The 25214-nt window shown below is 73.9% G+C and carries 19 protein-coding genes; 15 read left to right on the top strand and 4 right to left on the bottom strand.

All coding sequences use genetic code 11. The annotated features are described in order from the left end of the window. Positions 1 to 23 precede the first annotated feature (23 nt). From xseA to QSJ33_RS13370, 14 genes are all read left to right on the top strand, one after another. Positions 24 to 1349, top strand: coding sequence for an exodeoxyribonuclease VII large subunit (xseA, locus tag QSJ33_RS13435; RefSeq protein ID WP_285727015.1), 1326 nt, complete (start codon positions 24 to 26; stop codon positions 1347 to 1349). Positions 1350 to 1471: 122 nt separating this feature from the next. Next, positions 1472 to 4069 (top strand): response regulator, encoded by a 2598-nt coding sequence (locus QSJ33_RS13430; protein WP_285727013.1) that lies wholly within the window; start codon positions 1472 to 1474, stop codon positions 4067 to 4069. Between the two features lie 41 nt (positions 4070 to 4110). Continuing rightward, entirely contained in the window at positions 4111 to 6885 is a 2775-nt protein-coding gene (locus QSJ33_RS13425) for a serine/threonine-protein kinase (RefSeq protein WP_285727012.1), read from the top strand. A 19-nt stretch (positions 6886 to 6904) separates the two neighbouring features. Continuing rightward, positions 6905 to 7576 (top strand): winged helix-turn-helix domain-containing protein, encoded by a 672-nt coding sequence (locus tag QSJ33_RS13420; RefSeq protein WP_285727009.1) that lies wholly within the window; start codon positions 6905 to 6907, stop codon positions 7574 to 7576. Further along, positions 7569 to 8912, top strand: a complete 1344-nt coding sequence (locus QSJ33_RS13415; protein ID WP_285727007.1) for a heavy metal sensor histidine kinase — start codon at positions 7569 to 7571, stop codon at positions 8910 to 8912. Before QSJ33_RS13420 ends, QSJ33_RS13415 begins: the two co-directional genes overlap by 8 nt. A 56-nt stretch (positions 8913 to 8968) precedes the next feature. Beyond that, positions 8969 to 10300 (top strand): TolC family protein, encoded by a 1332-nt coding sequence (locus QSJ33_RS13410; protein WP_285727004.1) that lies wholly within the window; start codon positions 8969 to 8971, stop codon positions 10298 to 10300. Then, positions 10297 to 11337, top strand: coding sequence for an efflux RND transporter periplasmic adaptor subunit (locus QSJ33_RS13405; protein WP_285727002.1), 1041 nt, complete (start codon positions 10297 to 10299; stop codon positions 11335 to 11337). The genes QSJ33_RS13410 and QSJ33_RS13405 overlap by 4 nt, the downstream gene beginning before the upstream one ends. Further along, complete coding sequence (locus tag QSJ33_RS13400; RefSeq protein WP_285727000.1) at positions 11337 to 14450, top strand: efflux RND transporter permease subunit; 3114 nt, start codon at positions 11337 to 11339, stop codon at positions 14448 to 14450. Before QSJ33_RS13405 ends, QSJ33_RS13400 begins: the two co-directional genes overlap by 1 nt. A gap of 112 nt (positions 14451 to 14562) precedes the next feature. Beyond that, positions 14563 to 15057 (top strand): hypothetical protein, encoded by a 495-nt coding sequence (locus tag QSJ33_RS13395; RefSeq protein WP_285726998.1) that lies wholly within the window; start codon positions 14563 to 14565, stop codon positions 15055 to 15057. After that, entirely contained in the window at positions 15054 to 16412 is a 1359-nt protein-coding gene (locus QSJ33_RS13390) for a GAF domain-containing protein (RefSeq protein ID WP_285726996.1), read from the top strand. Before QSJ33_RS13395 ends, QSJ33_RS13390 begins: the two co-directional genes overlap by 4 nt. A gap of 145 nt (positions 16413 to 16557) precedes the next feature. Further along, the gene (locus tag QSJ33_RS13385) at positions 16558 to 17100 is read left to right on the top strand and encodes a hypothetical protein (RefSeq protein WP_285726994.1); all 543 of its coding nucleotides are present in this window, start codon (positions 16558 to 16560) and stop codon (positions 17098 to 17100) included. A 14-nt stretch (positions 17101 to 17114) separates the two neighbouring features. After that, the gene (locus tag QSJ33_RS13380) at positions 17115 to 18149 is read left to right on the top strand and encodes a hypothetical protein (protein ID WP_285726992.1); all 1035 of its coding nucleotides are present in this window, start codon (positions 17115 to 17117) and stop codon (positions 18147 to 18149) included. 33 nt (positions 18150 to 18182) lie between these two features. After that, entirely contained in the window at positions 18183 to 19145 is a 963-nt protein-coding gene (locus tag QSJ33_RS13375; protein ID WP_285726990.1) for a thiamine pyrophosphate-dependent dehydrogenase E1 component subunit alpha, read from the top strand. A gap of 9 nt (positions 19146 to 19154) precedes the next feature. After that, positions 19155 to 20147, top strand: a complete 993-nt coding sequence (locus QSJ33_RS13370; RefSeq protein ID WP_285726988.1) for an alpha-ketoacid dehydrogenase subunit beta — start codon at positions 19155 to 19157, stop codon at positions 20145 to 20147. Here QSJ33_RS13370 and QSJ33_RS13365 read toward each other — a convergent pair. Beyond that, the gene (locus QSJ33_RS13365; RefSeq protein WP_285726986.1) at positions 20122 to 22041 is read right to left on the bottom strand and encodes a PP2C family protein-serine/threonine phosphatase; all 1920 of its coding nucleotides are present in this window, start codon (positions 22039 to 22041) and stop codon (positions 20122 to 20124) included. The genes QSJ33_RS13370 and QSJ33_RS13365 overlap by 26 nt on opposite strands. Positions 22042 to 22066: 25 nt before the next feature. Next, entirely contained in the window at positions 22067 to 22813 is a 747-nt protein-coding gene (gene fabG / locus QSJ33_RS13360; RefSeq protein ID WP_285726983.1) for a 3-oxoacyl-[acyl-carrier-protein] reductase, read from the bottom strand. 102 nt (positions 22814 to 22915) lie between these two features. Between fabG and QSJ33_RS13355 the strand changes: the two genes are divergently transcribed. Next, a complete protein-coding gene (locus tag QSJ33_RS13355) occupies positions 22916 to 24250 on the top strand; it encodes a M20/M25/M40 family metallo-hydrolase (RefSeq protein WP_285726981.1) in 1335 nt (444 codons plus the stop codon). 2 nt (positions 24251 to 24252) lie between these two features. Here QSJ33_RS13355 and QSJ33_RS13350 read toward each other — a convergent pair whose 3' ends face one another. Together QSJ33_RS13350 and QSJ33_RS13345 are read right to left on the bottom strand one after the other, a co-directional pair. After that, positions 24253 to 24699 (bottom strand): hypothetical protein, encoded by a 447-nt coding sequence (locus QSJ33_RS13350; RefSeq protein WP_285726979.1) that lies wholly within the window; start codon positions 24697 to 24699, stop codon positions 24253 to 24255. A 66-nt stretch (positions 24700 to 24765) separates the two neighbouring features. Next, positions 24766 to 25194 carry a hypothetical protein gene (locus tag QSJ33_RS13345; RefSeq protein WP_285726978.1) on the bottom strand — a complete coding sequence of 143 codons (429 nt, stop codon included), beginning with the start codon at positions 25192 to 25194 and terminating at the stop codon, positions 24766 to 24768. Positions 25195 to 25214: the final 20 nt, after the last annotated feature.

The following is a 25214-nucleotide window of genomic DNA, read 5'->3' as shown; positions in this document are numbered from 1 at the left end:
GCCGGTGTGCGATGATGCCCGGCATGGACGCCCCCCTCTCCGTCAAGCGCCTGCTGGAGCAGATCAAGGCCCGCCTCGAGCCGCCCTTCGCCGCCGTGTGCGTGGTGGGGGAGGTGTCGAACTTCAAGGGCTCGGGCCGGCACTGGTACTTCACCCTCAAGGAGGAGGGCGCGGCCCTGCAGTGCGCGGTGTGGGCGGGCCAGCAGCGCTTCCTGGCCCACACCCCGGCCAACGGCCAGCGCGTGGTGCTGAAGGGCAGCCTGAACCTCTACGTGGCAGGCGGCAGCCTCACCCTGGCCGTCACCCATTGCGAGCCGGCGGGCCAGGGCGATCTCCAGGCCCGGCTGCGCCAGCTGGAGGCCGAGCTTCGGGCCGAGGGCCTCTTCGACCGCCCGAAGCGGCCCCTGCCCCGGTTCCCGAGGAAGCTCGGGGTGGTCGCGGCCCTCGGCGGGGCGGCCCTCCGGGACGTGCTGGAGGTGACGGCCCGCCGGGCGCCGGGCATCGACCTGCTCATCGCCCCCGCCGCGGCCCAGGGCGAGCGTTGCGTGCCGGAGACGCTGCTGGCCCTGCAGGAGGTCCAGGATCCCTTCTGGGGCTGCGAGGCGGTGCTGCTGGTGCGGGGCGGCGGCAGCCTGGAGGACCTGTGGGCCTTCAACGACCCGGCCCTGGTCCGCGCCGTGGCGGCCTGCCGGCTGCCCGTCGTCACCGGCGTGGGCCACGAGATCGACACCACCCTGGTGGACCTGGCCGCCGACCGGCGGGCCGCCACCCCCAGCCAGGCGGCGGAGCTGACCACGCCGGACCGGTCGGCCCTGGCGGCAGACCTGCAGCGGCGCGGCGAAGCGCTCGCAGCGAAGCTCGCCTGGCGCCTGCGGGGCTTCGAGACCACCCTCAACCTGCTCACGGACCGCGGACTCACCCGCGCCGAGCCAGCCGGACCGGCCCGGGACCAGCTGGCCGCCCTCACCCACCGCCTGGAGCTGGCCCACCCCCGCCGTCGCCTGGACCAGACCGGCGCGCGCCTGGCCCTCCTCCGCCAGCGGCTGGCCCATGCGGCCGCCGCCGCGGCCGGGGAGGCCGACCTGCCGCGGGTGCGGGAGGCCCAGCGGCGCCTCGCGCCGGCGATCCAGCGCGCCTGCCAGGGCCGGGACCAGCGCCTGGCCGTGGGGCTGGAACGGCTGAAGGGACTCGATCCCACCGGCCCCCTCGGCCGGGGGTTCGTCCTGGTCCGCGACGCCGAGGGCCGCCCCGTCACGTCCGCCGACCGGGTCGTGGCGGGCCACCCCCTCCGCCTCACTTGGAGGGACGGCGAGTGGACCGCCCGTCCAGAGGCCCCGCGGGAAGGCTGATCCGGTCCGGCAGAGATGACCGTTGTCACAGGCGTCCAGGGAACCTGGGGGTAGATTGCTCGGGAAGGCAGGTCGCACCCTCCCGGTCCAGTCCCTCCACCGCCAGGCCCCAGGACGTCCGCATGCCCGTCCACGCCCCCGCCCGGTCCGCCCTGATCCGCTGCCTCCTGGCCGGAGCCCTGCTCCTCCTGGCCCTGGGACGGCTGGAGGCGGCCCCGGCCCGCCGGGTGCGCGTGGGCATCTTTCCCAATCCCCCGGCCACCTTCATGGACAGAAACGGCCAGGCCCAGGGCTTCCTGGTGGACCTCCTGCGGGAGGAGGCCGCCCGGGAGCACTGGGAGCTGGAATTCGTCCCCGGCACCTGGTTCGAGTGCCTGGACCGCACCCGCGCCGGGGACCTCGACCTGCTCCCGAGCGTGGCCCACACCCCCGAACGGGATGCCTACCTGGATTTCGGCCAGGTGCCCTCCTTCACCATGTGGAGCATTCTCTACGCCCACCCCGGCGCCCGCATCCACAGCATCCTCGACGTCCGCGGGCGGAAGGTCGGCATCATGCTCGGGGATGTCAACGGGGAGCACTTCAAGCAGCTGTGCGCGAAGTTCAACATCCCGTGCGAGTTCGAGGAATTCGGCAACCAGTCCGACGTGCTGGCGGCCGTGGCCGCGGGCGGGGTGGATGCGGGGGTGACCGCCAACACCTTCGGCTACGCCCACGAATCCGAGTACCGCGTGGAGCGCACCTCCGTGGTGTTCAACCCCTTCGACATCTTTTACGGCACGGCGAAGGGCCGGAACGACGACCTGCTGGCGGCCCTGGACCGCTCCCTGGCGGCGGGCCGCAAGGATCCCGACTCCAGCTACCACCACATCCTGAACCGGTGGCTCAATCCGGACCGGGGACGGTCCATGCCGCCCTGGGTCTACCGGACCGGCGTCGCCACCCTCGCCCTGCTCCTGGTCGCTGTCGGCACCGTGCTGGTCTTCCGGCGGCGGGTCCTGGCGGCCACGGAGGAGGTGCGGAGCCTGGCCGCGGGCCTGGAGCGCGAGCTGGCCAGCCGCCGCCTGCTGGAGGAGCGGATCTTCCGGGTGGCCGAGGGGGTCGGCGTCTCCACGGGCGGTTCGTTCCTCCAGGACCTGGTGCGCCACCTGGCCCTGGCCTCCGAGGCGGACATCGCCTTCGTGGGCGAGCGGATCGGCCGCGAGGCGGGCGATACCATCCGCGCCCTGGCCACCTTCCAGGACGGAAGGGACGCGGAGAACCTGGAGTGGCCCCTCCCCGGCAGCGTCAGCGAGCAGGTGCTGAAGGAGGGCATCTGCGTCTTCCCTTCCGGGGTCCAGGAGGCGTTCCCGGAGGACCCGGGCCTGCGCCAGACCGGCCTCCAGAGCTATGTGGGAGCGGCCCTGCGCGATTCCGGCGGGCGGGTGCTGGGGCTCATCGGGGTCTGCAATCGCCACCCGCTGTCCAATCCGACCCTCGTGGCCTCGCTGCTGCGGATCTTCTCGGCCCGGGCCTCGGCGGAGCTGGAGCGCCAGAACGCCGAGCAGGAACGCCTCGAGCTGGAGCGCCAGGTCCAGCACGCCCAGAAACTGGAGAGCCTCGGCGTGCTGGCCGGCGGGATCGCCCACGACTTCAACAACCTCCTCACGGCCATGCTGGGCCACATGAACGTGGCCCAGCTCAAGCTCGCCCCGGAGTCCCCGGCCCTCCCCCACCTGGAGAGCCTCGAGCGCATCATTCACCGCGCCTCGGATCTCACCCGGCAGATGCTCGCCTATTCGGGCAAGGGCCGCTTCGTGGTGCGGCCCTACGACCTGAACCAGGTGGTGCGGGAGATGACGCACCTGCTGGAGGTCTCCATCTCGAAGAAGATCGCCCTCCGCTTCCACCTCGCGGAGGCCCTCCCCCTGGTGCAGGCGGACGCGGCCCAGATCCAGCAGGTGATCATGAACCTGGTGACCAACGCCTCGGACGCCATCGGGGACCGCGAGGGCACCATCCGCCTGGCCACCAGCCTCGCGGAGCTGGACCGGCGCTACCTGGACCAGCTCTACCAGGGCCAGGATCTCGCCCCGGGAAGCTATGTGGCGCTCGAGGTGTCCGACACGGGCTGCGGCATGAGCCAGGAGGTGCAGGGCCGCATCTTCGAGCCCTTCTTCACGACCAAGGTGACGGGGCGGGGCCTCGGGCTCTCCGCCACCCTGGGCATCCTGAAGGGGCACCACGCCGGCATCCGGATCTACAGCGAGGCGGGCCGCGGGACCACCTTCCGCCTGCTCTTCCCGGCCTGCCCGGCCCCCTCCGGGGAGGATGCCCCGCGCGAGCCGGCCAGGCCCCCCAGGCAGATCGGCACCGTGCTCCTGGTGGACGATGAGCAGATGATCCGCGAGGCTGCGGGCGCGGCCCTGGAATCCCTCGGCCTCCAGGTGGTGACGGCGGTGGACGGGCTCGACGCCGTGGAGGTCTTCACGCGCCAGAAGGACACCATCGACCTGGTGCTCATGGACCTCACCATGCCCCACATGGACGGCCGGGAGGCCTTCCAGCACCTCCGGAGGATCCGGCCGGACATCCCGGTGATCCTGAGCAGCGGCTACAACGAGCAGGAATCCATCCAGCAGTTCCTCGGCCGGGGCCTGGCGGGCTTCCTCCAGAAGCCCTACACCCTCCAGGCCCTCGAGCGGACGGTGCAGGAGGCGCTGGCCCGCCGGGGCGACTGAGTTCCCGGTGGATGGTAAGGTCAGATACCTTCCGGTGCCCCATGCCCCAGCCCCCGAACGACCCCGCGGCGTCCCAGGTCCCGGCCGATCCCAAGCTCCTCGAGCCGGGGACGCTGGTGGGCCGGTTCCGGGTGGAGGAGGCCCTGGGCGAGGGCGGCATGGGCACGGTGTACCGCGCCTGGGATGCCACCCTCGAGCGCAGCGTCGCGCTCAAGGCCCTCCGTCCCGGGGGTGAGCGGGAGGCCGGCGCCATGGACCGCTTCCGGCGGGAGGCCTTGGCCCTGGCCCAGCTCAACCACCCCCACGTCTGCCAGGTGCACGACTGGGTGGAGGATCCCTCGGGCACCTACATCGCCATGGAGCTGGTGCCGGGGCAGACGCTGGACAAGGCGGCGCCGGAGCTGCGCGGGCGGGACCGCCTCCGGGTGATCCGGGCCGTGGCCCGGGCCCTGGAGTCCGCCCACGCCAAGGGACTGGTCCACCGCGACCTCAAGCCCGCCAACATCATGGTGGCCCGCACCGGGCACGAGCCCCAGGTGAAGGTGCTGGATTTCGGCCTCGCCCGGCTGATGGATCCCTCGGTGCCCGCGGAGCCGGCCCTCACGCCGCCGGCGGTGCCCAGCCTGGCGCACCTGGAGGCCGCAGGCACGGTCCACGAGTCCTCGGGCGGGGGCGAGGCGACGGTCCGTCCCTCCGGCGGGGCCGCAGGCCGGATCGGCAGCGGGGCCTCCTGGGATCGCCTCACCCAGGCCGGCACCTTCATGGGCAGCCCCAGCTACGCCTCGCCCGAGCAGATCCAGGGCCAGGCGGCGGGCCCCGCCAGCGATGTCTTCTCCCTGGGCATCGTGGCCTGGGAACTGCTGTCCGGCGAGCATCCCTTCCCGGGCGAAGGGCGGGCGCGGATGCAGGCCATCGTGAAGGGGGAACGCCGGACCCTGCGGGGGAAGGGGATCCCGCGCCCGGTGGCCGAGCTGCTCCGCGGGATGCTCGATCCGCACCCCTTCCGTCGCCCGACGGCAAGCCAGGTGGCCCGCACCCTCGACGGCCTCCTGCGCCCGCGGAACGCCATGGCGTGGGCCATCCTTTCCGCCGCGGGCATGCTGCTCGCCGCGGGCGCGGGCACCTGGCTCTACGCCCGGGGCGCCGTGGCGGACCTCGTGCGGCACCATCCGGCCCGCCTCGTGGTGCTGCCCTTCGGCAACGCCACGGGGCAGCCCCAGTACACCTCCCTGGCCGAGCGCGCCCTGCCCATGGACACGGGCGTCGCCCTCGCGGCGTTCCCCCAGCTCCAGGTGGTGGAGCAGGAGACCCTCGCCAAGGCCGCCACCGCCCTGGGCCTCGACCTGGGCCGCGGCCTTCCCCCGGCCGACCGCAGGCGCCTAGCCGGCTACCTCGGCGCGGCCCTGGTGCTCCACGGGGAGCTGCGGCTGGCCCCGGCCGCGGACCTGGCCTATGTCCTGGAGGACGCGTCCGGCCGGACGCGGACCCAGGGTGACGTCCGGCCCGCCGGCCCCGTGGCGGCGGCCCTCCAGGCCATCCCCGACGACCTGATGGCGCGGATCGGCCACGCCATCCAGCCCCTCTCCCATCCCGATCCCTCCCCCCAGGCGCGCCTGGACGGTCCCGCCCTGCTGGCCTACGCCCAGGGCCTGGACCTCATGGCGAAGGGCAGCTACAAGGAGGCCCTGGCCCCCCTGCGGACGGCGGCCTTCCAGGCGCCCTACGCTCCCGGGCCCGTGGTGATGTACGCCACCTGCCTCTTCCGCACCGGCGATCCCGCGACGGACGCGGCCCTGCGCTGGGGCCTCGCCACCTCGCGGCTGGCGAAGGACCGCTACCGCGAGGTCATCGCCCTCAAGGCCCTCGCCCTGCGGGAGCGGGAACAGGGCCACCTGGACGCCGCGGCGGCGGCCGGGCGCGAAGGCATCGCCCTGGCGGAACAGGGGGGCTACGAGGCCCAGCGGGTGGCCATCCTCAACAACCTGGGGCTGGTGCTCCAGGACCAGGGCCACCCGGAGGAGGCCCAGGACTGCTTCACCCGCGCCGCGGACGTGCAGCGGAAGCTGCCGGACCCCCAGGGCCTGGCCAACTCCCTCAACAACCTCGCCGTGGCGGCCCGGGCCCGCGGCGACTTCGCCGGGGCGCGGAGCCGCTACCAGGAGGCCCTCACGCTCCAGCGGGCCCAGGGCAACCGGTACGGCCAGGCCCTGGCCCTCACCAACCTGGGCGACCTGGCCCTCAGCCAGCGGCAGTACGCGGAGGCCCGCGACGTGCTCACCCAGGCCGACCGCCTCTACGAGGCCGTGGGCAACCGCACGGAGCGGGCGGTCTGCCAGCTCAACCTGGGAATCCTGGAACAGTGCCAGGGGGCTCCCGAGCCGGCCGAGGCCGCCTTCCGCCAGGCCCTCCAGCTCGCCGAGGGGGCGCAGGCCGCCCCCACGGCCGCCCTGGCCTCCTTCTACCTCGCCAACCTCTCCCGCGAGCGAGGGAAGGCCTTCCTGGCCTCCCAGGGCTACCTCGCCGCCGCCCAGCGGTTCCAGGCCCTCGGCAGCGGCCCCGAGTGGGGCGAGTGCATGGCCGGCCTCGCGGAGTGCGCCCTGACGACCCGCCCGCCCCGCTTCGACGAGGCCGACCGGCTCCTGCGCCTGGCGGCCGGCAAGGCCCCGGCCACGGATGTCTTCCTGCTCCGGGCCCGCTGGCGCCGCGCCCGCGCCGGGGGCCAGGACGCGACCCAGCTCCTGGCCCAGGTCCGCGAGGCCGCCCGGCGCAGCGAGCCGGAGATCCTCCACGAGCTGGAGGCCCTCGGCCCCCGTTGAGGCGGGCTATGCTGGCGCCATGAGGCTCCTCCTCGTCGAAGACGACCCCCGCGCGGCCCGGGCCCTGGAGCGGGGCCTGCGGGAGGAGGGCTTCGCCGTGGAAGTCGCCCTCGACGGCGAGGAGGGCCTCTTCCGGGCGCGGGAGGGCGGCTTCGACTGCCTCATCCTCGACGTGATGCTGCCGAAGCTGGACGGATTCACCCTGCTCGCGGAGGCCCGCGCCGCGGGCGTGACGGCGCCCGCGATGTTCCTCACCGCCCGCGACGCCCTCCCGGACCGGTTGCGGGGCCTGGAAGCCGGGGGCGACTACCTGGTGAAGCCCTTCGCCTTCTCCGAGCTGGTGCTGCGGCTGCACAACCTCCTCCAGCGGAACCCTCCCCAGGGCCCGGAGCGGACCGTGGGCGACCTCCACCTGGATCCCGTCCGGCGGCGGGTCCACCGCCAGGGGCAGCGCCTGGACCTCACCGCCCAGGAGTACGCGCTGCTGGAACTGCTCAGCCGCAACGCGGGGCACGTGGTCACCCGCACGCGCATCGCCGAGGAGCTCTGGGAGATGGCCTTCGACGGCGATCCGAACCTGGTGGATGCCGCCGTGCGACGCCTGCGGCGGAAGGTGGACGACCCCTTCCCGGACAAGCTCATCCAGACCCGCCGCGGCGTGGGCTACCTCCTGGAGGCGCCCCGTGGCTGAGCGCCGGCCGGCCTCGCTGACCCTCCGCCTCGCGGCCTCCTACGCCCTGGTGGCCCTGGTGCTCATGGGCGGCAGCTCCGTCCTCCTCTACCGCGCCCTGGCCCAGGCCGGCTGGCGGGACGATGCGGAGGACGTCCGCCACGCCGCGCGCATGGTGGCCCGGCGCATGGCGGAGAGCGGCCGGGTGGAGCCCCGGGACCTGGAGGGCGACGCCGGGGTCCGCGTGCGCGTGCTGGACAGCCGGGGCCGCCTCCTGCTGGAGGGGCCCGGCATGGCCCGCATGGCGCCGGAGTCCCTCCTGCCCGGGGCCGCCTCCGGCCTGCAGCGCCTCGAGGGGCCCGGCGACACCGACCTGCTGGTGGAGGTCCTCCCCTGCCCGGGTGGCCTGGTCCAGGCCGCCAAGGATCTCCACCACCGCGAGCGGCTCCTGGGGCGGTACCGCGAGTTCCTCGCCCTCAACGCGGCCCTGGTGGCGGTCCTGTCGGCCCTGGCGGGCTGGCTCATCGCGCGGCGGGGCCTGGCGCCCCTGGAGCGCCTCAGCCGGGCCGTGTCGGGCATCCGTCCGGAGACGCTCACCGCGCGGCTCTCCGCCGCCGAGGCCCCGCTGGAGCTGCAGGACCTCACCGCCTCGCTGAACGGCGTGCTCGAGCGCCTGGAGGCCGCCTTCACCCGCCTGGGGACCCTCAATGCCGACATGGCCCACGAGCTGCGCACGCCCATCCACGCCCTGCGCCTGGAGGTGGAGGGGCTCCTGGCCCGTCCCCAGGCCGCGGCCGAGGAGCGCCTGGCGAGCATGATGGAGACCCTGGTCCACCTGGGCGACATGATCGAGCAGATGCTCTTCCTCGCCCGGACCGAGGACCCCGCCACCCACCTGAAGCTCGAGCGCCTGGAGGCGGCGCACCTGCTGGAGAAGGCACGGGGGCCCTTCGGCCCCCTGGCCGAGGAGCGCGACGTGACCCTGGCCGTGGCGGCGCCACCGGACCTGGCCGTGACCGGCGACCCCACCCTGCTGCGGCGGGCCCTGCACAACCTGCTGGCCAACGCCCTCCGCCACGCCCCCGCGGGCAGCGCCGTGAGGCTTGCCGCCCGGGAGGTCGCGGACGGCGTGGCCCTGGAGGTGTCGGACCAGGGCGAGGGCATTCCGCCGGAGGCCCTCGCGCGACTCGGCCAGCGCTTCCTGCGCCCGGACCCCTCGCGCAGCCGGGGCTCCGGCGGCGCGGGCCTGGGCCTGGCCATCGTGCAGGGCATCGCCCGGATGCACGGCGGTCGCCTGGAGGTGGTGCGGCTCGAGCCGGCCGGCACCCTGGCGCGGCTCGTGGTCCCCCGCGCCTGACGAAACGGTCAGGTCGGGATCAGGAAGGGGTCAGGGGCCGCGACCATCCTGGGTCCATGCGGAGCCGCGCCCTGTTCCCCCCCCTCGCCCTGGCGCTCCTCGCGGGCGGCTGCGGGCGGCCTCCCCGGGCCGAGCTGGATCCCGCGCGCACCCTCGCCGAGCTCCGGCGGCCGGAGGCCATCCCCGCCGGCGACCTCGCCACCGCGCTCACCACCCTCGCCTGGCGGGACCACCCGGACCTCGACCTGGCCCGGGCCGAGCTGAGCGCCGCCCAGGCCGGCATCCGGACGGCGAAGGCGATCCCCAACCCGACCTTCGGCTTCGGCGCCACCCGGGCCGAGGGCGTGCCGCAGCCCTGGACCCTCACCTACGGGCTCTCGCTCCCCGTGGAGCTGGGCGGCAAGCGGCGCCTGCGCCTCCGGCAGGCGGCGCTGCAGGTGCAGGCCGCCCAGCTGGCGGTGGCCGACACCGCCTGGCGGCTCCGCATGGGCGTGCGCACCGCGCTGGTCGACTGGCGCCAGGCCCGCGAGGCCGCCGCCGTCGCGGACCGGAGCGCCGCGATCTGGACGGACCTGCGGAACCTCCAGGACCGCCGCTTCGCCGTGGGCGAGATCGGGGCCCCCGAGCGCGCCGCGGTCGCCCAGGAGGCCCAGCGGGCCGAGGCCGGCCGCCTCTCCGCGCAGAGCGCGCTCCGGCGGGCGGAGTCCACCCTGGCCCTGGCGGCGGGCCTGCCGCCCGCCACCTTCGCGCCGCGGCTGGACCAGGAGCCGCCACCGGACCTGGCCCCGGGTTCGGCGCCGCCCCCGGGGAGGACCGAAGCCCTCATCCACCGGCTCGATGTGCGGCGCATCCTCCTGGCCTGGGACCAGAACGAGACGGCGCTGGAGCAGGAACTCGCCCAGCGGGTGCCCAACCTCCAGCTCGGCCCCGGCTACAGCTTCGACCAGGGGGTGAAGAAGTGGACCCTGGGCTTCACCGTGGACCTGCCCCTCTTCGACCGGCGCCAGGGTCCCATCGCCGAGGCCGTGGCGCGGCGCGCGGTCCTCGAGGCCCGGCTCCGCCAGGCGGAGGCCCAGGCCCTTGCGGGCGCGGGGCTGGCGGAGGGTCGCCTGGCCGCGGCCCAGGCCGCCCTGAAGGCCCAGGACGCGGCCCTGGCCGGCGCCCAGGCCCGCCTCGAGGCGGCGCGACGCGCCCTGGCCCTGGGGAGCCTCGACCGGGGCGCCCTCCTCGCCGCGGAGCTGGAGGCCCTGCAGGCCCGCGGCCTGGCCGTGGAGGCCTGGGCGGAAGAGGCCCGTGCCCGCCTGGCGGTGGAGGACGCCTTCCAGAAGCCCCTGGACCCGGCGGAACGCCCCTATCCCTTCGAACCCCCGACCGGAGCCCGGCCATGAGCGAAGCCCATCCCCTCTCCCGGCGCGCCCGCCTGCTCCTCGGCGGCCTCGCCCTCCTGCTGGCGGGCGGCATCACGGCCCGGCTCCTGGCGGGCGGGCCGGGCGGGGACGCGGACGATGCGCCCCCGGCGCCGCCGGAGGCCACCCTGGCCAAGGGGCCCGACGGCCGGCCCGCCCTGCAGCTCGCCCGGGGCCAGGCGGAGGCCCTCGACCTGCAGGTGGCGCCGGCCCGGGAGGCCCCGGCCGCCGATCGCCTGATCCTTCACGGCGTGGTCCTGGATCCCCTGCCCCTCCTCGAGCTCGAGGCCCGGCATCGCTCGGCGGAGGCGGCCCTCCGGGCTGCGCGGTCCGGCGAGGCGGCCGCCCTGGCCGAGCTGGCCCGGGTCCGCTCCCTCCACGCCGCCGACCGCGGCGCCTCCGACCGGGCCCTGCAGGAGGCCGAAGGTGCCGCGGCCGCCGCCTCGGCCCAGCGCCAGGGCGCCGAGGGCGAGGCCCGGAAGGCCCAGGCCGCCTGGACCCAGTACGGCCTCCGCGACACCCTCGGCCTGGCGGATTTCCGCCGGGTGGTGGTGCGCCTGGACCTGCCCCTGGGCCAGCCCGCCCCCTCGCCCCTGCCCCGCTCCCTGAGCGCCACCGCGCCGGGACTCGCGGGCCCCCTGGCGCTGGCGGTGGTGGGCCTCGCCCCCGGCGGATCCCCCCTCACGGGTGGCCTCGCCCTCCTGGCCCTGGCCCCCGGCGCGGGGCTCCGGCCCGGCCTGCCCGTGGACGCCACCCTCGCCGCACAGCCCGCCACCCATGTGCTGGTGCCCCGGACCTCGCTCCTCTGGTCTGACGGCCAGGCGCGGGTCTTCGTGGAGGTGGGTCCCGGCCGCTTCGAACCCCGGGCCGTGGCGGTGGCCTTCTCCCTGGACGAGTCCGTGGCGCTGGCGGGCGGCCTGAAGAAGGATGAGCCCGTGGTCCTGCGCGGAGCCCTGGCCCTGCAGGGCGAGTACGCGCGGCTGGCCGAGGGCACCGCCATCGGCGCGGGGGGCGTCTGATGCTGAACGCCATCGTCCGGAGCGCCCTCCGGCTGCGGGGCCTGGTCATGGTCGCGGCCGCCCTGCTGGTGGCCTACGGCCTCTACAGCTCGTACCACGCGCAGCTGGGGGTCTTCCCCGAGTTCGCCCCGCCCATGGTCACGGTGCAGACCCAGGCGCCGGGCTTCTCGCCGGAGGAGGTGGAGCAGCTCGTGACGCTGCCCCTGGAGCGCGCCCTCAACGGCGTGCCGGGCCTGGAGCACCTCCGCTCCCAGAGCATCCAGGGCATCTCTGCCATCGACACCACCTTCGCCGAAGGCACGGACATCTACCGGGCCCGGCAGCAGGTGGCCGAGCGCGTGGCCGAGGCCGCGGGCCACCTGCCCGCGGGCGCCGGCACGCCGGCCCTGGCCCCCCTGGCCTCCAGCACCGGCTACGCCTACGCCTTCGGCCTCACCAGCGACCGCCTGTCCCCCATGGACCTCCGCACCTACCTGGACTGGGCCCTGCGGCCCCGGCTGCTGGGCATCCCCGGCATCGCCAACGTGTCGGACTACGGGGGCGAGGTGCGCCAGCTCCAGATCCAGCTCATCCCCGGCCGCCTCCAGGCCCACGGCCTCACCCTGGACCAGGTGCGCGCCGCGGCCGCGGCCGCCACGGGCATCCGCGGCGCGGGCTTCGTGGACACGCCGGAGCAGCGGATCGTGCTGCGGAGCGAGGGCCAGAGCCTCACCCCCGAGGCCCTCGGCCAGGTGGCCGTGGCCGCGAAGGACGGCGCGGTGCTCCGCATCGCGGACCTGGCCCGGGTGGCCTGGGGCCCGGCCCCGTCCACCAGCGCGGCCATGGTGGGCGGCCGGACGGGCCTCACCTGCGAGCTGTTCGTGCAGCCGGGGGCCGACGTCATCCAAGTGACGAAGGCCATCGAGGCCGAGCTGAAGGCCCAGGGCCCGGACCTGGCGCGACGCGGCATCGCGCTCCACGCCCCCACCTTCCGCGTGGCCTCCTTCATCGAGACGGCCGTGGGCAACGCCCGCAACGCCCTCCTGCTGGGCGGCCTGCTGGTGGTCCTCGTGCTGCTGGCCTTCCTGCGGGATCCCCGCACCGCCTTCATCTCCCTCACGGCCATCCCGCTGTCCCTGCTGGCGGCGGTGATCGTGCTGGTGCACCTGGGCTTCACCCTCAACACCCTCACCCTGGGCGGCCTCACCATCGCCCTGGGCGAGGTGGTGGACGACGCCATCATCGACGTGGAGAACATCCTCCGGCGCATGCGGCTGGCCCGGGAGGCGGCTGACCCGCGTTCCGCCGCCCGGATCGTCCTGGAGGCCTCCATGGAGGTCCGCGGCTCCGTGGTCTTCGCCACGGGCGTGGTGGCCCTGGTCATGTTCCCGGTGCTGGCCTTCAGCGGCGTGCAGGGCAGGATCTTCGCGCCCCTGGGCTGGGCCTACCTCTCCGCCGTGCTGGCCTCGCTGCTGGTGGCCCTCACGGTGACGCCGGCCATGACGCTGCTGATCTTCGGGAAGGGCCGCCTGCCCCACGAGGAACCGGCCTGGGTGGCCCGGCTCAAGGCCCGCTACCACGGGCTGGTGGGCGACCTCATGGCCCGCCCCAAGGCCCTGCTCCTGGGCGCGGGCCTCCTGGTGGCGGGCGCCCTGGTGGCCCTGCCCTTCCTCTCCGGCGGTTTCCTGCCCGACTTCCAGGAGGGGCACCTCATCCTCCAGGTGAACCTGCCCACGGGGGCCTCGCTCCAGGAGAGCCTGCGCCTGGGGCAGCGGGTGGCCGCCGTGCTGGCCAAGGTGCCCGCCATGGGCCGCATCTCCCAGCGGGCCGGCCGCACCGAGGGCGGCGACGACACCGTGGGCCCCCAGTTCAGCGAGTTCGACCTGGAGCTGGCCCCCGGCGCGCCTGCGGACACCCCCGACCGGGTGCGGGAGGCCCTGCGGGCCCTGCCCGGCGCCACCTTCGAGGTGAAGACCTACCTGGCGGACCGCGTGGACGACTACATCTCCGGCAGCAACGCCCCCGTGGTGGTGCAGCTCAGCGGCCAGGACCTGGATCAGCTGGACGCCGCGGCGGCCCGGGTCAAGGCGGTGCTGGCGGGCGTCCCCGGAGCCCAGGAGGTGGCCGTGGACAGCCCGCCGGGGCAACCCGAGTGGACCCTCCGCCTGGATCCCGAGGCCGTCGCCCGCCAGGGGCTGCGCCCCGTGGAGGTGCTGGAGGCCATCCAGACGGCCTACCAGGGCCAGGTGGTCGGGCAGGTCTTCCAGGGGCCGGTGGTGACGGATGTGGCCCTCACCCTGCTGCCGGAGACCCGCCGGGACCCCCAGCGCGTGCTGGACCTGGCCCTCCACACCCCGGACGGCCGCAGCGTGCCCCTGTCCCAGGTGGCGCGTCTCCAGCGGGGCACCGGCCGCTACGCCGTGCTCCACGACGACGCCCAGCGGCGCACGGTCGTGACCTGCAGCGTGCAGGGCCGCAGCCTCGCGGCCTTCGTGGCCGACGCGCGGAGGGCCGTCCAGGGCGCAGGCCTGCCGCCCGGGATCACGGCCCGGTTCGGGGGGGTGCTGGAGGTCCAGGACGCCGCCCACCGGGAGCTGGCCTTCCACCTGCTCATCGCCTTCGCGGGCATCCTGGCCCTCCTGAGCCTGGTCTTCCGTTCTCCCCGCAACCTCGCGCTGGTGCTGGCCAACCTGCCCTTCGCCCTCATGGGCGGCGTGCTCGGCGCCCTCCTCACGGGCGGGACGCTGAACCTGGGCGCCCTCGTGGGCTTCGTCACCCTCTTCGGCATCACCACCCGCAACAGCATCATGCTCATCTCCCACGCGGAGCACCTGGTGTTCCAGGAGGGCTGCTCCTGGGACCAGGCCACGGCTCGGCGGGCGGCAGAGGAGCGGCTGGTGCCCATCCTCATGACCGCCACCGTCACGGCCCTGGCCCTCCTGCCCCTGGCCCTCGGTTCTCGCCAGCCGGGCCGCGAGATCGAGGGCCCCATGGCCGTCGTCATCCTCGGCGGGCTGACCACCTCCACCCTCCTCAACCTGCTGCTCCTGCCGATCCTGCTCTGGAAGTTCGGCCGCTTCGACGCCCCCGCGGCCGAAGGGGTGGCCGCGCAGCCCCTCCCCGACGAGGCCTGACGGGCGTTTCCGCTTCCGTACCTCCCTGATCCAGGCTCCCTCTGCGACGCGCCGGGGAGTCCCGCCATCTGGTGATCCGTGGTTTCATGGAAGCCTCGATCCCGACGGTCCCATGAACCCGCCCGCGCCCCTTCTCGACCCGGAGCTCGCGGCCTTCCTCGAAGGCGGCGTGTCCATCAACGTGGGGGCCCGGGACAGCCACCGGATCCCCACCCTCGCGCGGGCCCTGGGCTGCCGGGTGTCCACCGACCGGACCCGGGTGACAGTCTTCCTGTCCCGCCGGCAGGCCTCGCCCCTCCTCGAGGCCATCGCGGACAACGGCGCGGTGGCGATCGTCTTCACCGAACCCCACAGCCACCGAGCCATCCAGATCAAGGCCGCGGACGCCCGGGAGGTCCCGCTCGATCCCGGGGATGCCCATCGGGTGGAGGCCTACCGGCAGGCCTTCGTGACGGAGGTGGGCCGGCTGGGATTCCCCGAGCCACTCATCCGGGCCCTGCTCGCGGCGCCCTTGGAGGATCTCACCGCCGTGGCCTTCACCCCGGACTCGGCCCACCTGCAGACCCCCGGTCCCCAGGCCGGCGCGCCCCTGGCTGGGGCCCGATGAAGCTGCGGGCCGACGCTCTCCGCGACTGCATGGACGGAGCCGTTCCTGGCGTGCTCTGCACCTGCTCTGCGGACGGGATCCCCAACGTGGCCCAGCTCTCCCAGGTGCAGTACGTGGATCCCGATCATGTGGCCCTGTCCTACCAGTTCTTCAACCACACCCGGCGCAATGTCCTCGCGAACCCCCGGGTGGCCATGATCCTCGTCCATCCATGGACCGCCCGGCAGTACCGGTTCTCCATGGAATACCTCCGGACGGAGACCTCGGGTCCGCTCTTCGAATGCATGAGGGCCAAGCTCGCCGGCATCGCCTCCCACACGGGCATGTCGGGCGTGTTCAGGCTGCTGGGATCCGACGTCTACCGCGTGCTCGAGATCGAGGCCCTGCCCGGGGAGTCGCTGCCCGCGCCGGCCCGGGACCTGTGCCTCCTGGCCGCCCTGCGGGCCTGCTCGGAGGCCTTCTCCGCCTGCGGGGACCTGGCCGCCCTCCTGGAGGCGGCACTGGACGGCCTGGCGCGCCACTTCGACCTCCACCACGCCATGGTGCTCCTGCTCGACGCGGCCGGCGACCGCCTCTATACCGTGGCCAGCCGGGGCTACGAGGCCTCCGGCGTGGGCGCGGAGATCCCCGTGGGGCAGGGGATCATCGGCGTCGCGGCACGGGAGGGCGTCCCCATCCGCATCGGACACATGACCTCCGAATACACCTACGGCCGGGCCATCCGGGAGACCGTCGGGCAGGGCGTCCTGGCGGACCGGCTGGAGACCGAGATCCCCCTGCCCGGGCTGGCCGCCCCGGGAAGCCAGCTGGCCGTGCCCATCCAAGGGCCCGCGGGCCCCCTGGGGGTGCTCTTCATGGAGAGCCCGGCCGAGCTGCGTTTCACCTACGACGACGAGGACGCCGCGGTGGTCTTCGCCAGCCACCTGGGCACCGCCATCCGCCTCCTGCAGGCGGATGCGGAGGTTCCCGACGAGCTCCTCCCTTCCGCGGAACCCTCCGTCGCCGGCGGCCGTCCCGTGGTGGTGCGGCACTACACGGAGAACGACAGCGTGTTCCTGGACGGGGAGTACCTCATCAAGGGCGTGGCCGGCAGCATCCTCTGGGCCCTGCTCCGGGACCACCTGGCCCTGGGCCGGACCGACTTCACGAACCGGGAGCTGCGCCTGGACCCCCGGGTGAGGCTGCCGGACGTCAGCGACAACCTCGAGGCCCGGCTGGTGCTCCTGGGCCGCCGGCTCGAGGAGCGGGGGGCCTGCATCCGCCTCCAGAAGACGGGCCGGGGCCGGTTCCGCCTGCAGGTGGGGTGCCCCCTCGAGCTCGCGGACGGGCCGGGGAAGGTCGCGACCCCAGGCTGACCCCGGCCCCGATCTCGCATTTCTTAAAAGCTTCTTAAAGAGGCGCTAATTCTTCCTTAAGGGTGGAAAAAACCATAAACCAGACTCGCCCCTCTCGCTAAACCACCCATCGGGACCGATCCCGACCTTCCTGATGAGGTGATCCATGTTTCCCTGCACCTTCCGCGCCGCCCTCCTGGCCGGACTCTCCTGCGGACTCGCATCGGCGGCGGCCCCGGATGCCCAGCTCCGAAGGGGCGCCTACCTGGTCCGCATCATGGGCTGCGCGGACTGCCACATGCCCCGGAAGATGGGCCCCAAGGGACCGGAGATGGATGTCGCCCGCGGCCTGTCCGGCCACCCCGAGGCCCTGGTGATGCCCGCCGCTCCAGAGCTCAAGGCGCCCTGGGCGTGGGCCGGCGCCGGCACCAACACGGCCTTCGCCGGTCCCTGGGGCGTGACCTTCGCCGCGAACCTCACCCCCGATGCCGAGACGGGCCTGGGGCACTGGACCGAGGCCCAGTTCCTCCAGGCCGTCCGGTCCGGGCGCCACCTCGGCAAGGGGCGGCCCATCCTCCCCCCCATGCCCATCCAGATCCTCCAGGCCGCCAGCGACGCGGACCTGAAGGCCCTCTTCGCCTACCTGAAGGCCCAGCCTCCGGTGCGCAACCGCGTGCCCGAGGCCCTGGAACCCGTCGCGTCCCATTGAGGCCGGAACCCGCCATGCGTCCGGTCCTCACTTTGCTCGCCGCCGTCCTCGGGATGCTTCCGGGGACGGCCCGCGACCTCCCGGCGCCCCGCGCCCCCCGGCTGCTCTCGCAGACGGGGCTCTACGCGGCCCCGGGGCGCGTCGACACCCGCAACCGCCCCTACGCCCCCCAGTACCCGCTGTGGTCGGACGGGGCGGCGAAGTCCCGGTGGGTCCGGCTCCCCGAAGGCGCGGCCATCGACGGCCGGGAGGAGGACGCCTGGACCTTCCCCGTGGGCACGAAGTTCTGGAAGGAGTTCCGGTTCCATGGCCGCAAGGTGGAGACGCGCTTCCTCTGGCATGCCCGGCCCCGCACCTGGGTCTTCGCCAGCTATGCCTGGAACGCCACGCAGACAGAGGCCACCCTCGTGCCGGACGAGGGCCTCCCGGACGTCGCGGAGATCACGCCCGGCCTGCGGCACAGCATCCCCGGCGTGACCGACTGCCGGACCTGCCACGGGAACGGACGCACGGAACCGCTCGGATTCACCGCGCTCCAGCTCTCCCCGGACCGCGATCCCGGGGCCATCCACGGCGAGCCCCTCCAGCCGGGCATGCTCACCCTGGCCGAGCTGGTGGCAGCGGGGCGGCTCCGCCACGCCCGTCCCGATCTGCTGGTGAATCCCCCGCGCATCCGGGCCACCGATCCCGACACCCGCGCGGTGCTGGGCTACCTGGCCGCCAACTGCGGCGCCTGCCACCGCAGGGACCAGCCCATCGACGGCCTGGACCTGGACTTCCGCCATGTCCACGCCGCGGCGGGAGTCCCGGAACCCGGACAGGCCTCCACCGTGGGCCGGCCCAGCCGCTTCACCCTCCCCGGCGAGGCCCCGGGCCGCAGCCACCGCATCCTCCCGGGCGAGGCCGGCCACAGCACCGTGCCCTACCGGATGGCCTCCCGCCGTCCGACCTCCCAGATGCCCCCGCTGGGCTCGGTCCTCGCCGACCGGGAGGCCCTCGACCGCCTCCGAGCCTGGATCGACGCCGGCGCCGGGACTCGTTCCCGCTGACCCCCCTCAACCCGCTGATTCCCGGAGGCCCCCATGCCGCCAGCCCTTCCCCTGTCCACGTCCCGGCTCCTGCTGGAGCGGATGCTGCTCATCCGCGCCTACGAGGAGAAGATCATCGCCTTCCACGAAGCCGGCCCCTTCCCCCACGTCTGCACCTCCGTCGGCCAGGAGGCCGCGGCGGCGGGCGTGGTCTCGGCCCTGGCCCCCCAGGACCAGATCCTCACCAACCACCGGAGCGCCGGACACCTGCTGGCCCGGGGCGCCGATCCCGGCCGCATGCTGGCCGAGGTCATGGGCCGCAGCACCGGCTACTGCAAGGGCAAGAGCGGCACCCTGCACATCTCTGCGAAGGAGCTGGGGGTGATCCTCACCTCCACCATCGTGGGCGGGGAGCTGTCCCTCGCCACGGGCGCCGCGCTCTCCCGGGAGATGCTCGGCGGCGACGGCATCGTCGCGTGCTTCTTCGGCGACGGCGCGGCCTGCGAGGGCATCTTCCACGAGTCCCTGAACCTCGCCTCCATCTGGAACCTGCCCGTGCTCTACGTCTGCGAGAACAACCAGTGGCAGGCCTACGTCCACCGGAAGGAGACCATGGTCGGCGACCACATCGCGCCTCGGGCGGCAGGCTACGGCATCGAGGCCCTCACCGTGGACGGCAACGACGTGGAGGCCGTGTTCGAGGCCGCCACCGCCGCCGTGGCGCAGGTCCGCGCCACCCGGCGCCCCTTCCTCCTGGAGGCCACCACCTACCGCCAGCGGGGCCACATGGAGCCCCACGACCAGTCCTACGTGGACCCCGCGGAGATCGCCGAGTGGCGGGCCAAGGATCCCATCGACCGCCAGAAGGCCCGCCTCCTCGCGCAGGGAGGACTGGAAGAGGCGGACCTGGCCCGGCTGGAGGCGCGGATCCGCCGCGACATCGATGAAGCCGCCGACTTCGCCGCCGCCTCCCCCTTCCCCGATCCCGCCGAACTCGCCACCGAGGTCTACGCCTAGGAGACCGCCATGCCCCTTCTCACCGTGAACGAAGCCATCGGCCAGGCCATCGCCGAGGAGATGCGCCGCGACAGCCGCGTCCTCATCTTCGGCGAGGGCACGGCCACCAAGCATCCGGAGCTGGTGTCGGAATTCGGGTCCGCCCGCGTCCGCAACACGCCCCTGGCGGAGGGCATCATCGCCGGCACCGCCGCCGGGGCCGCCGCCACCGGGCTCCGGCCCATCGTGGACCTGCTCTTCGCGCCCTTCCTCTGCTTCGCCATGGACGAGCTCGTCAACAGCGCCGGCAAGCTCCGCTACATGTCCGGCGGCCAGTTCGCCTTCCCCATGGTGGCCCTGGCCATGACCGGCGGGGGCTGGACCGTCGGGGCCCAGCACAACCACAACCTCGAGGCCTGGTTCGTCCACAGCCCGGGGCTGAAGGTGGTGATGCCCTCCACGCCCGCGGACTTCAAGGGCCTCATGCAGGCCGCCATCCGCGACGAGAATCCCGTGCTCTTCTTCGTGGACCTGGCCCTGGCCTTCGTCCCCGGCGAGGTGCCGGAGGGCGACGTCCTCGTGCCCCTCGGGCAGGCGGCCATCCGCCGCGAGGGTTCGGACGTGACCCTGGTCTCCTACGCCAAGACCGTGCACACCTGCCTGCAGGCCGCGGAGACCCTCGCCGAGGAGGGCATTTCCGCCGAAGTGCTGGACCTCCGCACGCTCAAGCCCCTGGACACGGAGTCCATCCTCCGTTCGGTCCGGAAGACGGGGCGCCTGGTGGTGGTGCACGAGGCCGCCGCCCCCTGCGGTGTGGGCGCGGAAGTGGCCGCCCTCGTGGCCGCCGAGGCCTTCGCCGACCTGAAGGCGCCGGTGGTCCGCATCACGGGGCCCGACGCCCCCGCACCGTCCAGCTACCCCCTGGAGCAGGCCTTCATCCCCCAGCCGGACGCCATCTCGGCCGCCGCCCGGCGGCTGGTGGCGCTGGGCCTGCCCGTCAGCGCCCCAGGATCAGCAGGGTGAGGTCGTCGGCCAGGGGCCGGCCCTGGGTGAAGGCGGTCACGTCCGCGAGGATGGCCGCCTGCAGGTCCTCGGCGGGCCGGGCCAGAAGCTCGGCCAGCCGGGCCTCGCCGTAGAGGGCATCGAAGGGATCGAGGGCCTCGCTGAGGCCGTCGGTGTAGAACACCAGCCGGTCGCCGGGTTCCAGCGTCCCCTCGCAGAGCTCGAGGGCTCCGGCGAACCGGGCGGCGCTGAGGCCCACGCCCAGGCCCCGGGGGTTCAGCCGCTCCACGGCCCCCTCGGCCCGCCGGAGGAAGGCCGGGGGATGGCCGGCGCGCACGAAGGCGAAACGCCCCGTGCGGGGATGGAAGGTGCCGTACACCAGCGTGAGGAAGAGGTTCTTGCCGTGGCCCTCGCACCAGATGGCATTCAAGCGGGCCGCCACTTCGCGGGGATCCAGGGCTTCCTTGTCCAGGGCGGAGAGGACACCCTTGGTCTCCGCGGCGTAGAAGGCCGCGCTGGTGCCCTTGCCGCTGACGTCGGCGATGAGGAAGGCGAGGCTGCCCTCCGGAAGGGGGAACAGGTCGTAGTAGTCGCCGGCCACCTCACGCGCGGGCAGGATCGTGGCGCGGACCGAGGGCAGGTGCAGGGCCTCCAGGTCCGGCAGCAGGCGCATCTGCACCTCGCGGGCCACCCGGAGCTCCTCCTCCATGCGCAGCCGCTCCTCGCGCTCCACGTCCGCCTGCTGGAGGCGGCCCGCCATCTCGTTGAAGGCCACGGTGAGCCGGGCCACCTGGTCCCGACCCCGGGGGCGGATGCGGACGGTGAAGTCCCCGGCGCTCAGGCGGGAGACGCCCCGGAAGAGGCCGTCCACGGCCTTCCCGAGCTGGCGGGCCAGGTAGAACCCCATGACCAGGGCCACCAGCTGGAAGGAGAAGAGGAGGAAGATGCCCACCACCAGTCCGCCGATGATCAGGAGGGTCTGGCCGGAGAGGTTGCCGCCCTTGGACCCGAATCCGAATCCCCGGAAGAGCTCCTCCAGGTTCGTCTCCGGGGTCGCGCTGAGGAGCATGGGCCGGCCCGTCTCCCAGTCGATCACCCGCAGGCCCACGGGGGGCAGGCTGAAGGGGTGGAAGAGGCCGCGGCCCTGGGGCACCTCGCCGTCCTGGTAGGTGGTGACAGGCGAGGCGCCGGTGAACAGGCCCGAGAACTCCAGCGGGGCCTCCTCGTTCCCGAGTTTCGACCGCACCTTGCCCTTCTCGCCGGAGCCCCAATCCAGGCGGTAGATCATGCGCCCGCCCCAGATCTCCCGCCCCGAGGCGCTCATGCGGCCCAGGCCGAGGCTCAGGAGGCGGTGGCGGTCGCCCTCGGCGGCCACCGCCCGCAGGGCCACCACCTTCTTCCCCTCCGGCGTCACGTCGTACACGTAGCCCACGAAGCCGTCCTTCACGCCGGGCGGCAGGGCGTCCACCCGCCGCACGTGCGCCTCGCCCAGCACCTCCAGGGCCTTGAGGGCGGCGGCATCCGAAGGCTGGTTCACCGCCTCGCGCACGGCGGTCTCCATGCGCTTCAGGTCACCCTGGAAGGCGCGGCCCACCTGGGCGCCCAGCCCCAGCCAGCCCACGGACACGAAGAGCGCCGTCAGCGAGAGCGCCGGCAGGAAGGAGACGAGGATCAGGATCACCCAGAGCCGCCGGGAGACCTTGAAGAGGATCCGCCGCCACAGCCACCGGATCCCCAGGAATCCCAGGACGAAGGCGGCCACCCAGAAAGCCAGGCCCGACAGGGTCCACAGGCAGCCCGAACCCGTGACCAGCCGGCTGGACGGGATCAGCAGCCAGGGCAGCCCGCAGGCCAGGGTGATCCAGGCCCAGCGCGGACGCAGGGCGGCCAGCGCCCGCCGGAGCCCGGAGACCATCGGGGAATCCCGCCAGCCGGACATGTCAGGCCATCAGCATCCCGCCGTTGACGCTCAAGGTCTGCCCCGTGATGTAGCCGGCCTCCTCGCTGGCCAGGAACGCCACGGCGGCGGCGATGTCCTCGCCCGTGCCCATCCGTCCCAGGGGAATCTGTCTGGTGAACTCGGCCTTCACATCCTCGCCCAGCCCGGCGGTCATGGCGGTCTCGATGTAGCCCGGCGTCACGGCATTGGCCGTCACGTTGCGGCTGGCCAGCTCCCGGGCCACGGACTTCGTGAGGCCGATGAGGCCCGCCTTGGCGGCCACGTAGTTGGCCTGGCCCGGATTGCCCATCTGTCCCACCACCGAGGCGATGTTGATGATCCTCCCCCAGCGCTGCTTCATCATGGGCTTCGTGGCGGCCTGGATGGCGGTCCAGGCGCCCTTGAGGTTCGTGTCAAGCACCGCGTCCCAGTCCTCCTCCTTCATCTGGATCAGGAGCTTGTCCCGGGTGATGCCCGCGTTGTTCACCAGAATGTGGATAGCGCCATGGCGCTCCACCGTCGCAGCGATGGCGGCCCTCACCGAGGCCGTGTCCGACAGGTCGGCGGCCACCACATCCGCCTTTCCCCCCGCGGACTGGATGGCATCCGCCACCTCCTGGAGCTTGCTCAGCGTGCGGGCGGCGCACACCACCGTGGCCCCCTGGGCCGCGAGGCGCTTCGCAATGGCTTCGCCGATGCCCTGGCTGGCACCGGTGACGAGGGCGACCTTGCCGTCGAGGCGGAACATGGAACCTCCGGATGCGGAAGACCCCAGTCTAGCGCGGGTTCCGGGAGGCCATTGCCTCCGGTGCCGGCCGGGTCCACCCTGGATGACCCCTCCGGAGAACCCATGCGCCGTGTCGCGCTCCTGCTCGCCCTCGCCTCCCTCCTCGCCGCCCAGGAGGTGCGCTCGCCCCGCGTGGAACGGCTCGTGGCCTCCGTGGAGGCCCCGCGGCTGCAGGCCACGGTGGCGAACCTCGTCGGCTTCGGGACGCGGCACACCCTGTCGGAGACCACCTCCCCACACCGCGGCATCGGCGCCGCCCGGACCTGGCTCGCCGGCCAGTTCGCGGACCTGGCGGCGCTTCCCGGTTCCCGGCTCCGGCCCTTCGAGGACCGGTTCACCCAGCCGGCGGCGTCGAGGATCCCGGCTCCCGTGGAGATCGTGAACGTGGGGGCCGTGCTGCCCGGGATCGACCCGGTGCGGGCGAAGGAGGCCATCGTCCTCACGGGCCACTACGACAGCCGGGCCACGGACGTGATGGATGCCACCTCGGACGCGCCGGGCGCCGACGACGACGGCAGCGGCACGGCCATGATGCTGGAGCTGGCCCGGGTCATGGCTGCGGAGCGGCCCGCGGTCACCGTCTATTTCGTGGCCGTCGCCGGCGAGGAGCAGGGCCTATACGGCAGCACGCACCTGGCGAAGCGGCTGAAGGCCGAGGGCGTGGACGTCCTCGCCATGCTGAGCGTGGACATCGCCGGCAACACCGAGGGCGAGAACGGCGTGAAGGACAACGTCACCGCCCGCCTCTGGAGCGAGGGCGTGCCCGCCGGAGAGACGCCCGAGGCGCGCCGGCTGCGGCTGGCCCTGGGCACGGAGAACGACGGCCGGTCCCGGGAATGGGCCCGCTACGTGAAGCGCCTGGGCGAGCGCTACGTGGAGAACCTGGACCTGCTCGTCATGCTCCGCCGCGACCGCATCGCCCGCGGCTCGGACCACATGAGCTTCACGGCCGAGGGCTACCCGGCCGCCTGCCTCCGCGAGGCCCAGGAGCACTACGACCGTCAGCACCAGGACGTGCGCACCGTGGAGGGCCGCGCCTACGGCGACGACCTTGCCCATTTCGATGCACCCTACGCCGCGAAGCTGGCGAAGGCCCTCTGCGCCGCCGTGGCCACCCTGGCCGCTGCCCCGGCTCCGGTGAAGGACCTCACCCTGGGTGGCGCCGTGAGCCCCGACACGCGGCTGCGCTGGACCCTGCCGGCAGATCCGCGCATCAAGGGCCTCCTCCTCTTCCGGCGGCGGGCGGATGGCGTGACCTGGCAGCGCCTCCAGCGCCTGCCTGTGTCGGACCACCTGGTGATCCCGGACGTGGTGCCGGATTCCAACGTCTTCGCCCTGGCCACCGTGGATGCGGAGGGGAACGAGGGCCTGCCCGTGGGGCCCACGCGCCTCGAGTAGGCCTAGCCGCCCACCGGCGGCGGCGCGCCCCGGGCCACGAGCCAGTCGGCCACGGACCGCGCTGCGGGCGCACGGCCCAGCCGCAGCTGACCGCCGTGCCGGCCGGTCTGGATCACCAGCGTGGGGCCGATCCACTCCAGGGCCGCCTCGCGGATGGGCACGTCCAGGCGCCCGAGCCCGAAGGGCTTGCGGAATTGCGTCGTCACCGTGAGGATGCCGCCCTGCACGACCAGCACCTTGGCGTCGAGCCGGAGGGCCCCCTGCCAGATCACGACGGCCTGCAGCAACCGGAGAGCCATCATGAGGGCCGAATCCCCTCCCCAACGGCCCCGGTGCCAGTCCTCCCAGGCGGCGGCGAAGGCGAGGCCCAGGAAGGCCCACAGGCTGACCAGGGCCACCAGCCGCTGGCCCCGGGACACCTCCAGCTTCAGCTCCAGCGATTCGGGCATCGGCGGCTCCTGCGGGGAGTCTAGCCAGGGCCCTTGGAAGCGGCGGTTAAAGGATGTTAAGGCCGGCTACTTCGCGACCAGCCCGCCCGTCACCACCCTCGCCACCTCGGGGCGCTGGCCCGGGGCGGGCACCTTCAGCACCAGGCGGGGAGCCAGGTCCGGGCCGGCGAGCCCCACCTCGAGGGCCTCCGTATTCGGCTCAAGGAAGGTGACGCCCTGCCAGGCCGTCATCTCCCGGCCTTCCATCGATAGGACCGGGAGGCCCGACTGGTCCCCGAGGCGGGGCCGCACCGTCGCCGCGTGGAAGGTGGTGCCCCGCGCCTCCACGCGGAGGCGGACCTGCCGGGCGTCCACGCGCACCACCTCGATGACCATGCCCCGCCCCTCCTTCGCATCGACCGCGGCCTGGAGCTTGGCCAGCGCGCCTTCCCAGGTTTCGGCGCGCAGGCCGGGGAATGCGAGGCCGAGGCACAGCAAGGCGGGGACGAGGCGCATGGGGGCTCCTGTGGGTTGGC

The organism is Geothrix rubra (genome assembly GCF_030268065.1).
Taxonomy (GTDB): Bacteria; Acidobacteriota; Holophagae; order Holophagales; family Holophagaceae; genus Geothrix; species Geothrix rubra.
The sequence above is the reverse complement of the archived record's forward strand: the minus strand, read 5'-3'. Positions and strand labels throughout refer to the sequence as shown.

Bases quoted from the DNA above. Each gene is read 5' to 3' on its own strand.
- QSJ33_RS13350 (WP_285726979.1), bottom strand. From the start codon at position 24,699: ATGCCCGAATCGCTGGAGCTGAAGCTGGAGGTGTCCCGGGGCCAGCGG.
- QSJ33_RS13375 (WP_285726990.1), top strand. From the start codon at position 18,183: ATGCCGCCAGCCCTTCCCCTGTCCACGTCCCGGCTCCTGCTGGAGCGG.
- QSJ33_RS13355 (WP_285726981.1), top strand. From the start codon at position 22,916: ATGCGCCGTGTCGCGCTCCTGCTCGCCCTCGCCTCCCTCCTCGCCGCC.
- QSJ33_RS13430 (WP_285727013.1), top strand. From the start codon at position 1,472: ATGCCCGTCCACGCCCCCGCCCGGTCCGCCCTGATCCGCTGCCTCCTG.
- fabG (WP_285726983.1), bottom strand. From the start codon at position 22,813: ATGTTCCGCCTCGACGGCAAGGTCGCCCTCGTCACCGGTGCCAGCCAG.
- QSJ33_RS13345 (WP_285726978.1), bottom strand. From the start codon at position 25,194: ATGCGCCTCGTCCCCGCCTTGCTGTGCCTCGGCCTCGCATTCCCCGGC.
- QSJ33_RS13370 (WP_285726988.1), top strand. From the start codon at position 19,155: ATGCCCCTTCTCACCGTGAACGAAGCCATCGGCCAGGCCATCGCCGAG.
- QSJ33_RS13395 (WP_285726998.1), top strand. From the start codon at position 14,563: ATGAACCCGCCCGCGCCCCTTCTCGACCCGGAGCTCGCGGCCTTCCTC.
- QSJ33_RS13390 (WP_285726996.1), top strand. From the start codon at position 15,054: ATGAAGCTGCGGGCCGACGCTCTCCGCGACTGCATGGACGGAGCCGTT.
- QSJ33_RS13365 (WP_285726986.1), bottom strand. From the start codon at position 22,041: ATGGTCTCCGGGCTCCGGCGGGCGCTGGCCGCCCTGCGTCCGCGCTGG.
- QSJ33_RS13400 (WP_285727000.1), top strand. From the start codon at position 11,337: ATGCTGAACGCCATCGTCCGGAGCGCCCTCCGGCTGCGGGGCCTGGTC.
- QSJ33_RS13425 (WP_285727012.1), top strand. From the start codon at position 4,111: ATGCCCCAGCCCCCGAACGACCCCGCGGCGTCCCAGGTCCCGGCCGAT.
- QSJ33_RS13405 (WP_285727002.1), top strand. From the start codon at position 10,297: ATGAGCGAAGCCCATCCCCTCTCCCGGCGCGCCCGCCTGCTCCTCGGC.
- QSJ33_RS13420 (WP_285727009.1), top strand. From the start codon at position 6,905: ATGAGGCTCCTCCTCGTCGAAGACGACCCCCGCGCGGCCCGGGCCCTG.
- QSJ33_RS13385 (WP_285726994.1), top strand. From the start codon at position 16,558: ATGTTTCCCTGCACCTTCCGCGCCGCCCTCCTGGCCGGACTCTCCTGC.
- QSJ33_RS13380 (WP_285726992.1), top strand. From the start codon at position 17,115: ATGCGTCCGGTCCTCACTTTGCTCGCCGCCGTCCTCGGGATGCTTCCG.
- xseA (WP_285727015.1), top strand. From the start codon at position 24: ATGGACGCCCCCCTCTCCGTCAAGCGCCTGCTGGAGCAGATCAAGGCC.
- QSJ33_RS13410 (WP_285727004.1), top strand. From the start codon at position 8,969: ATGCGGAGCCGCGCCCTGTTCCCCCCCCTCGCCCTGGCGCTCCTCGCG.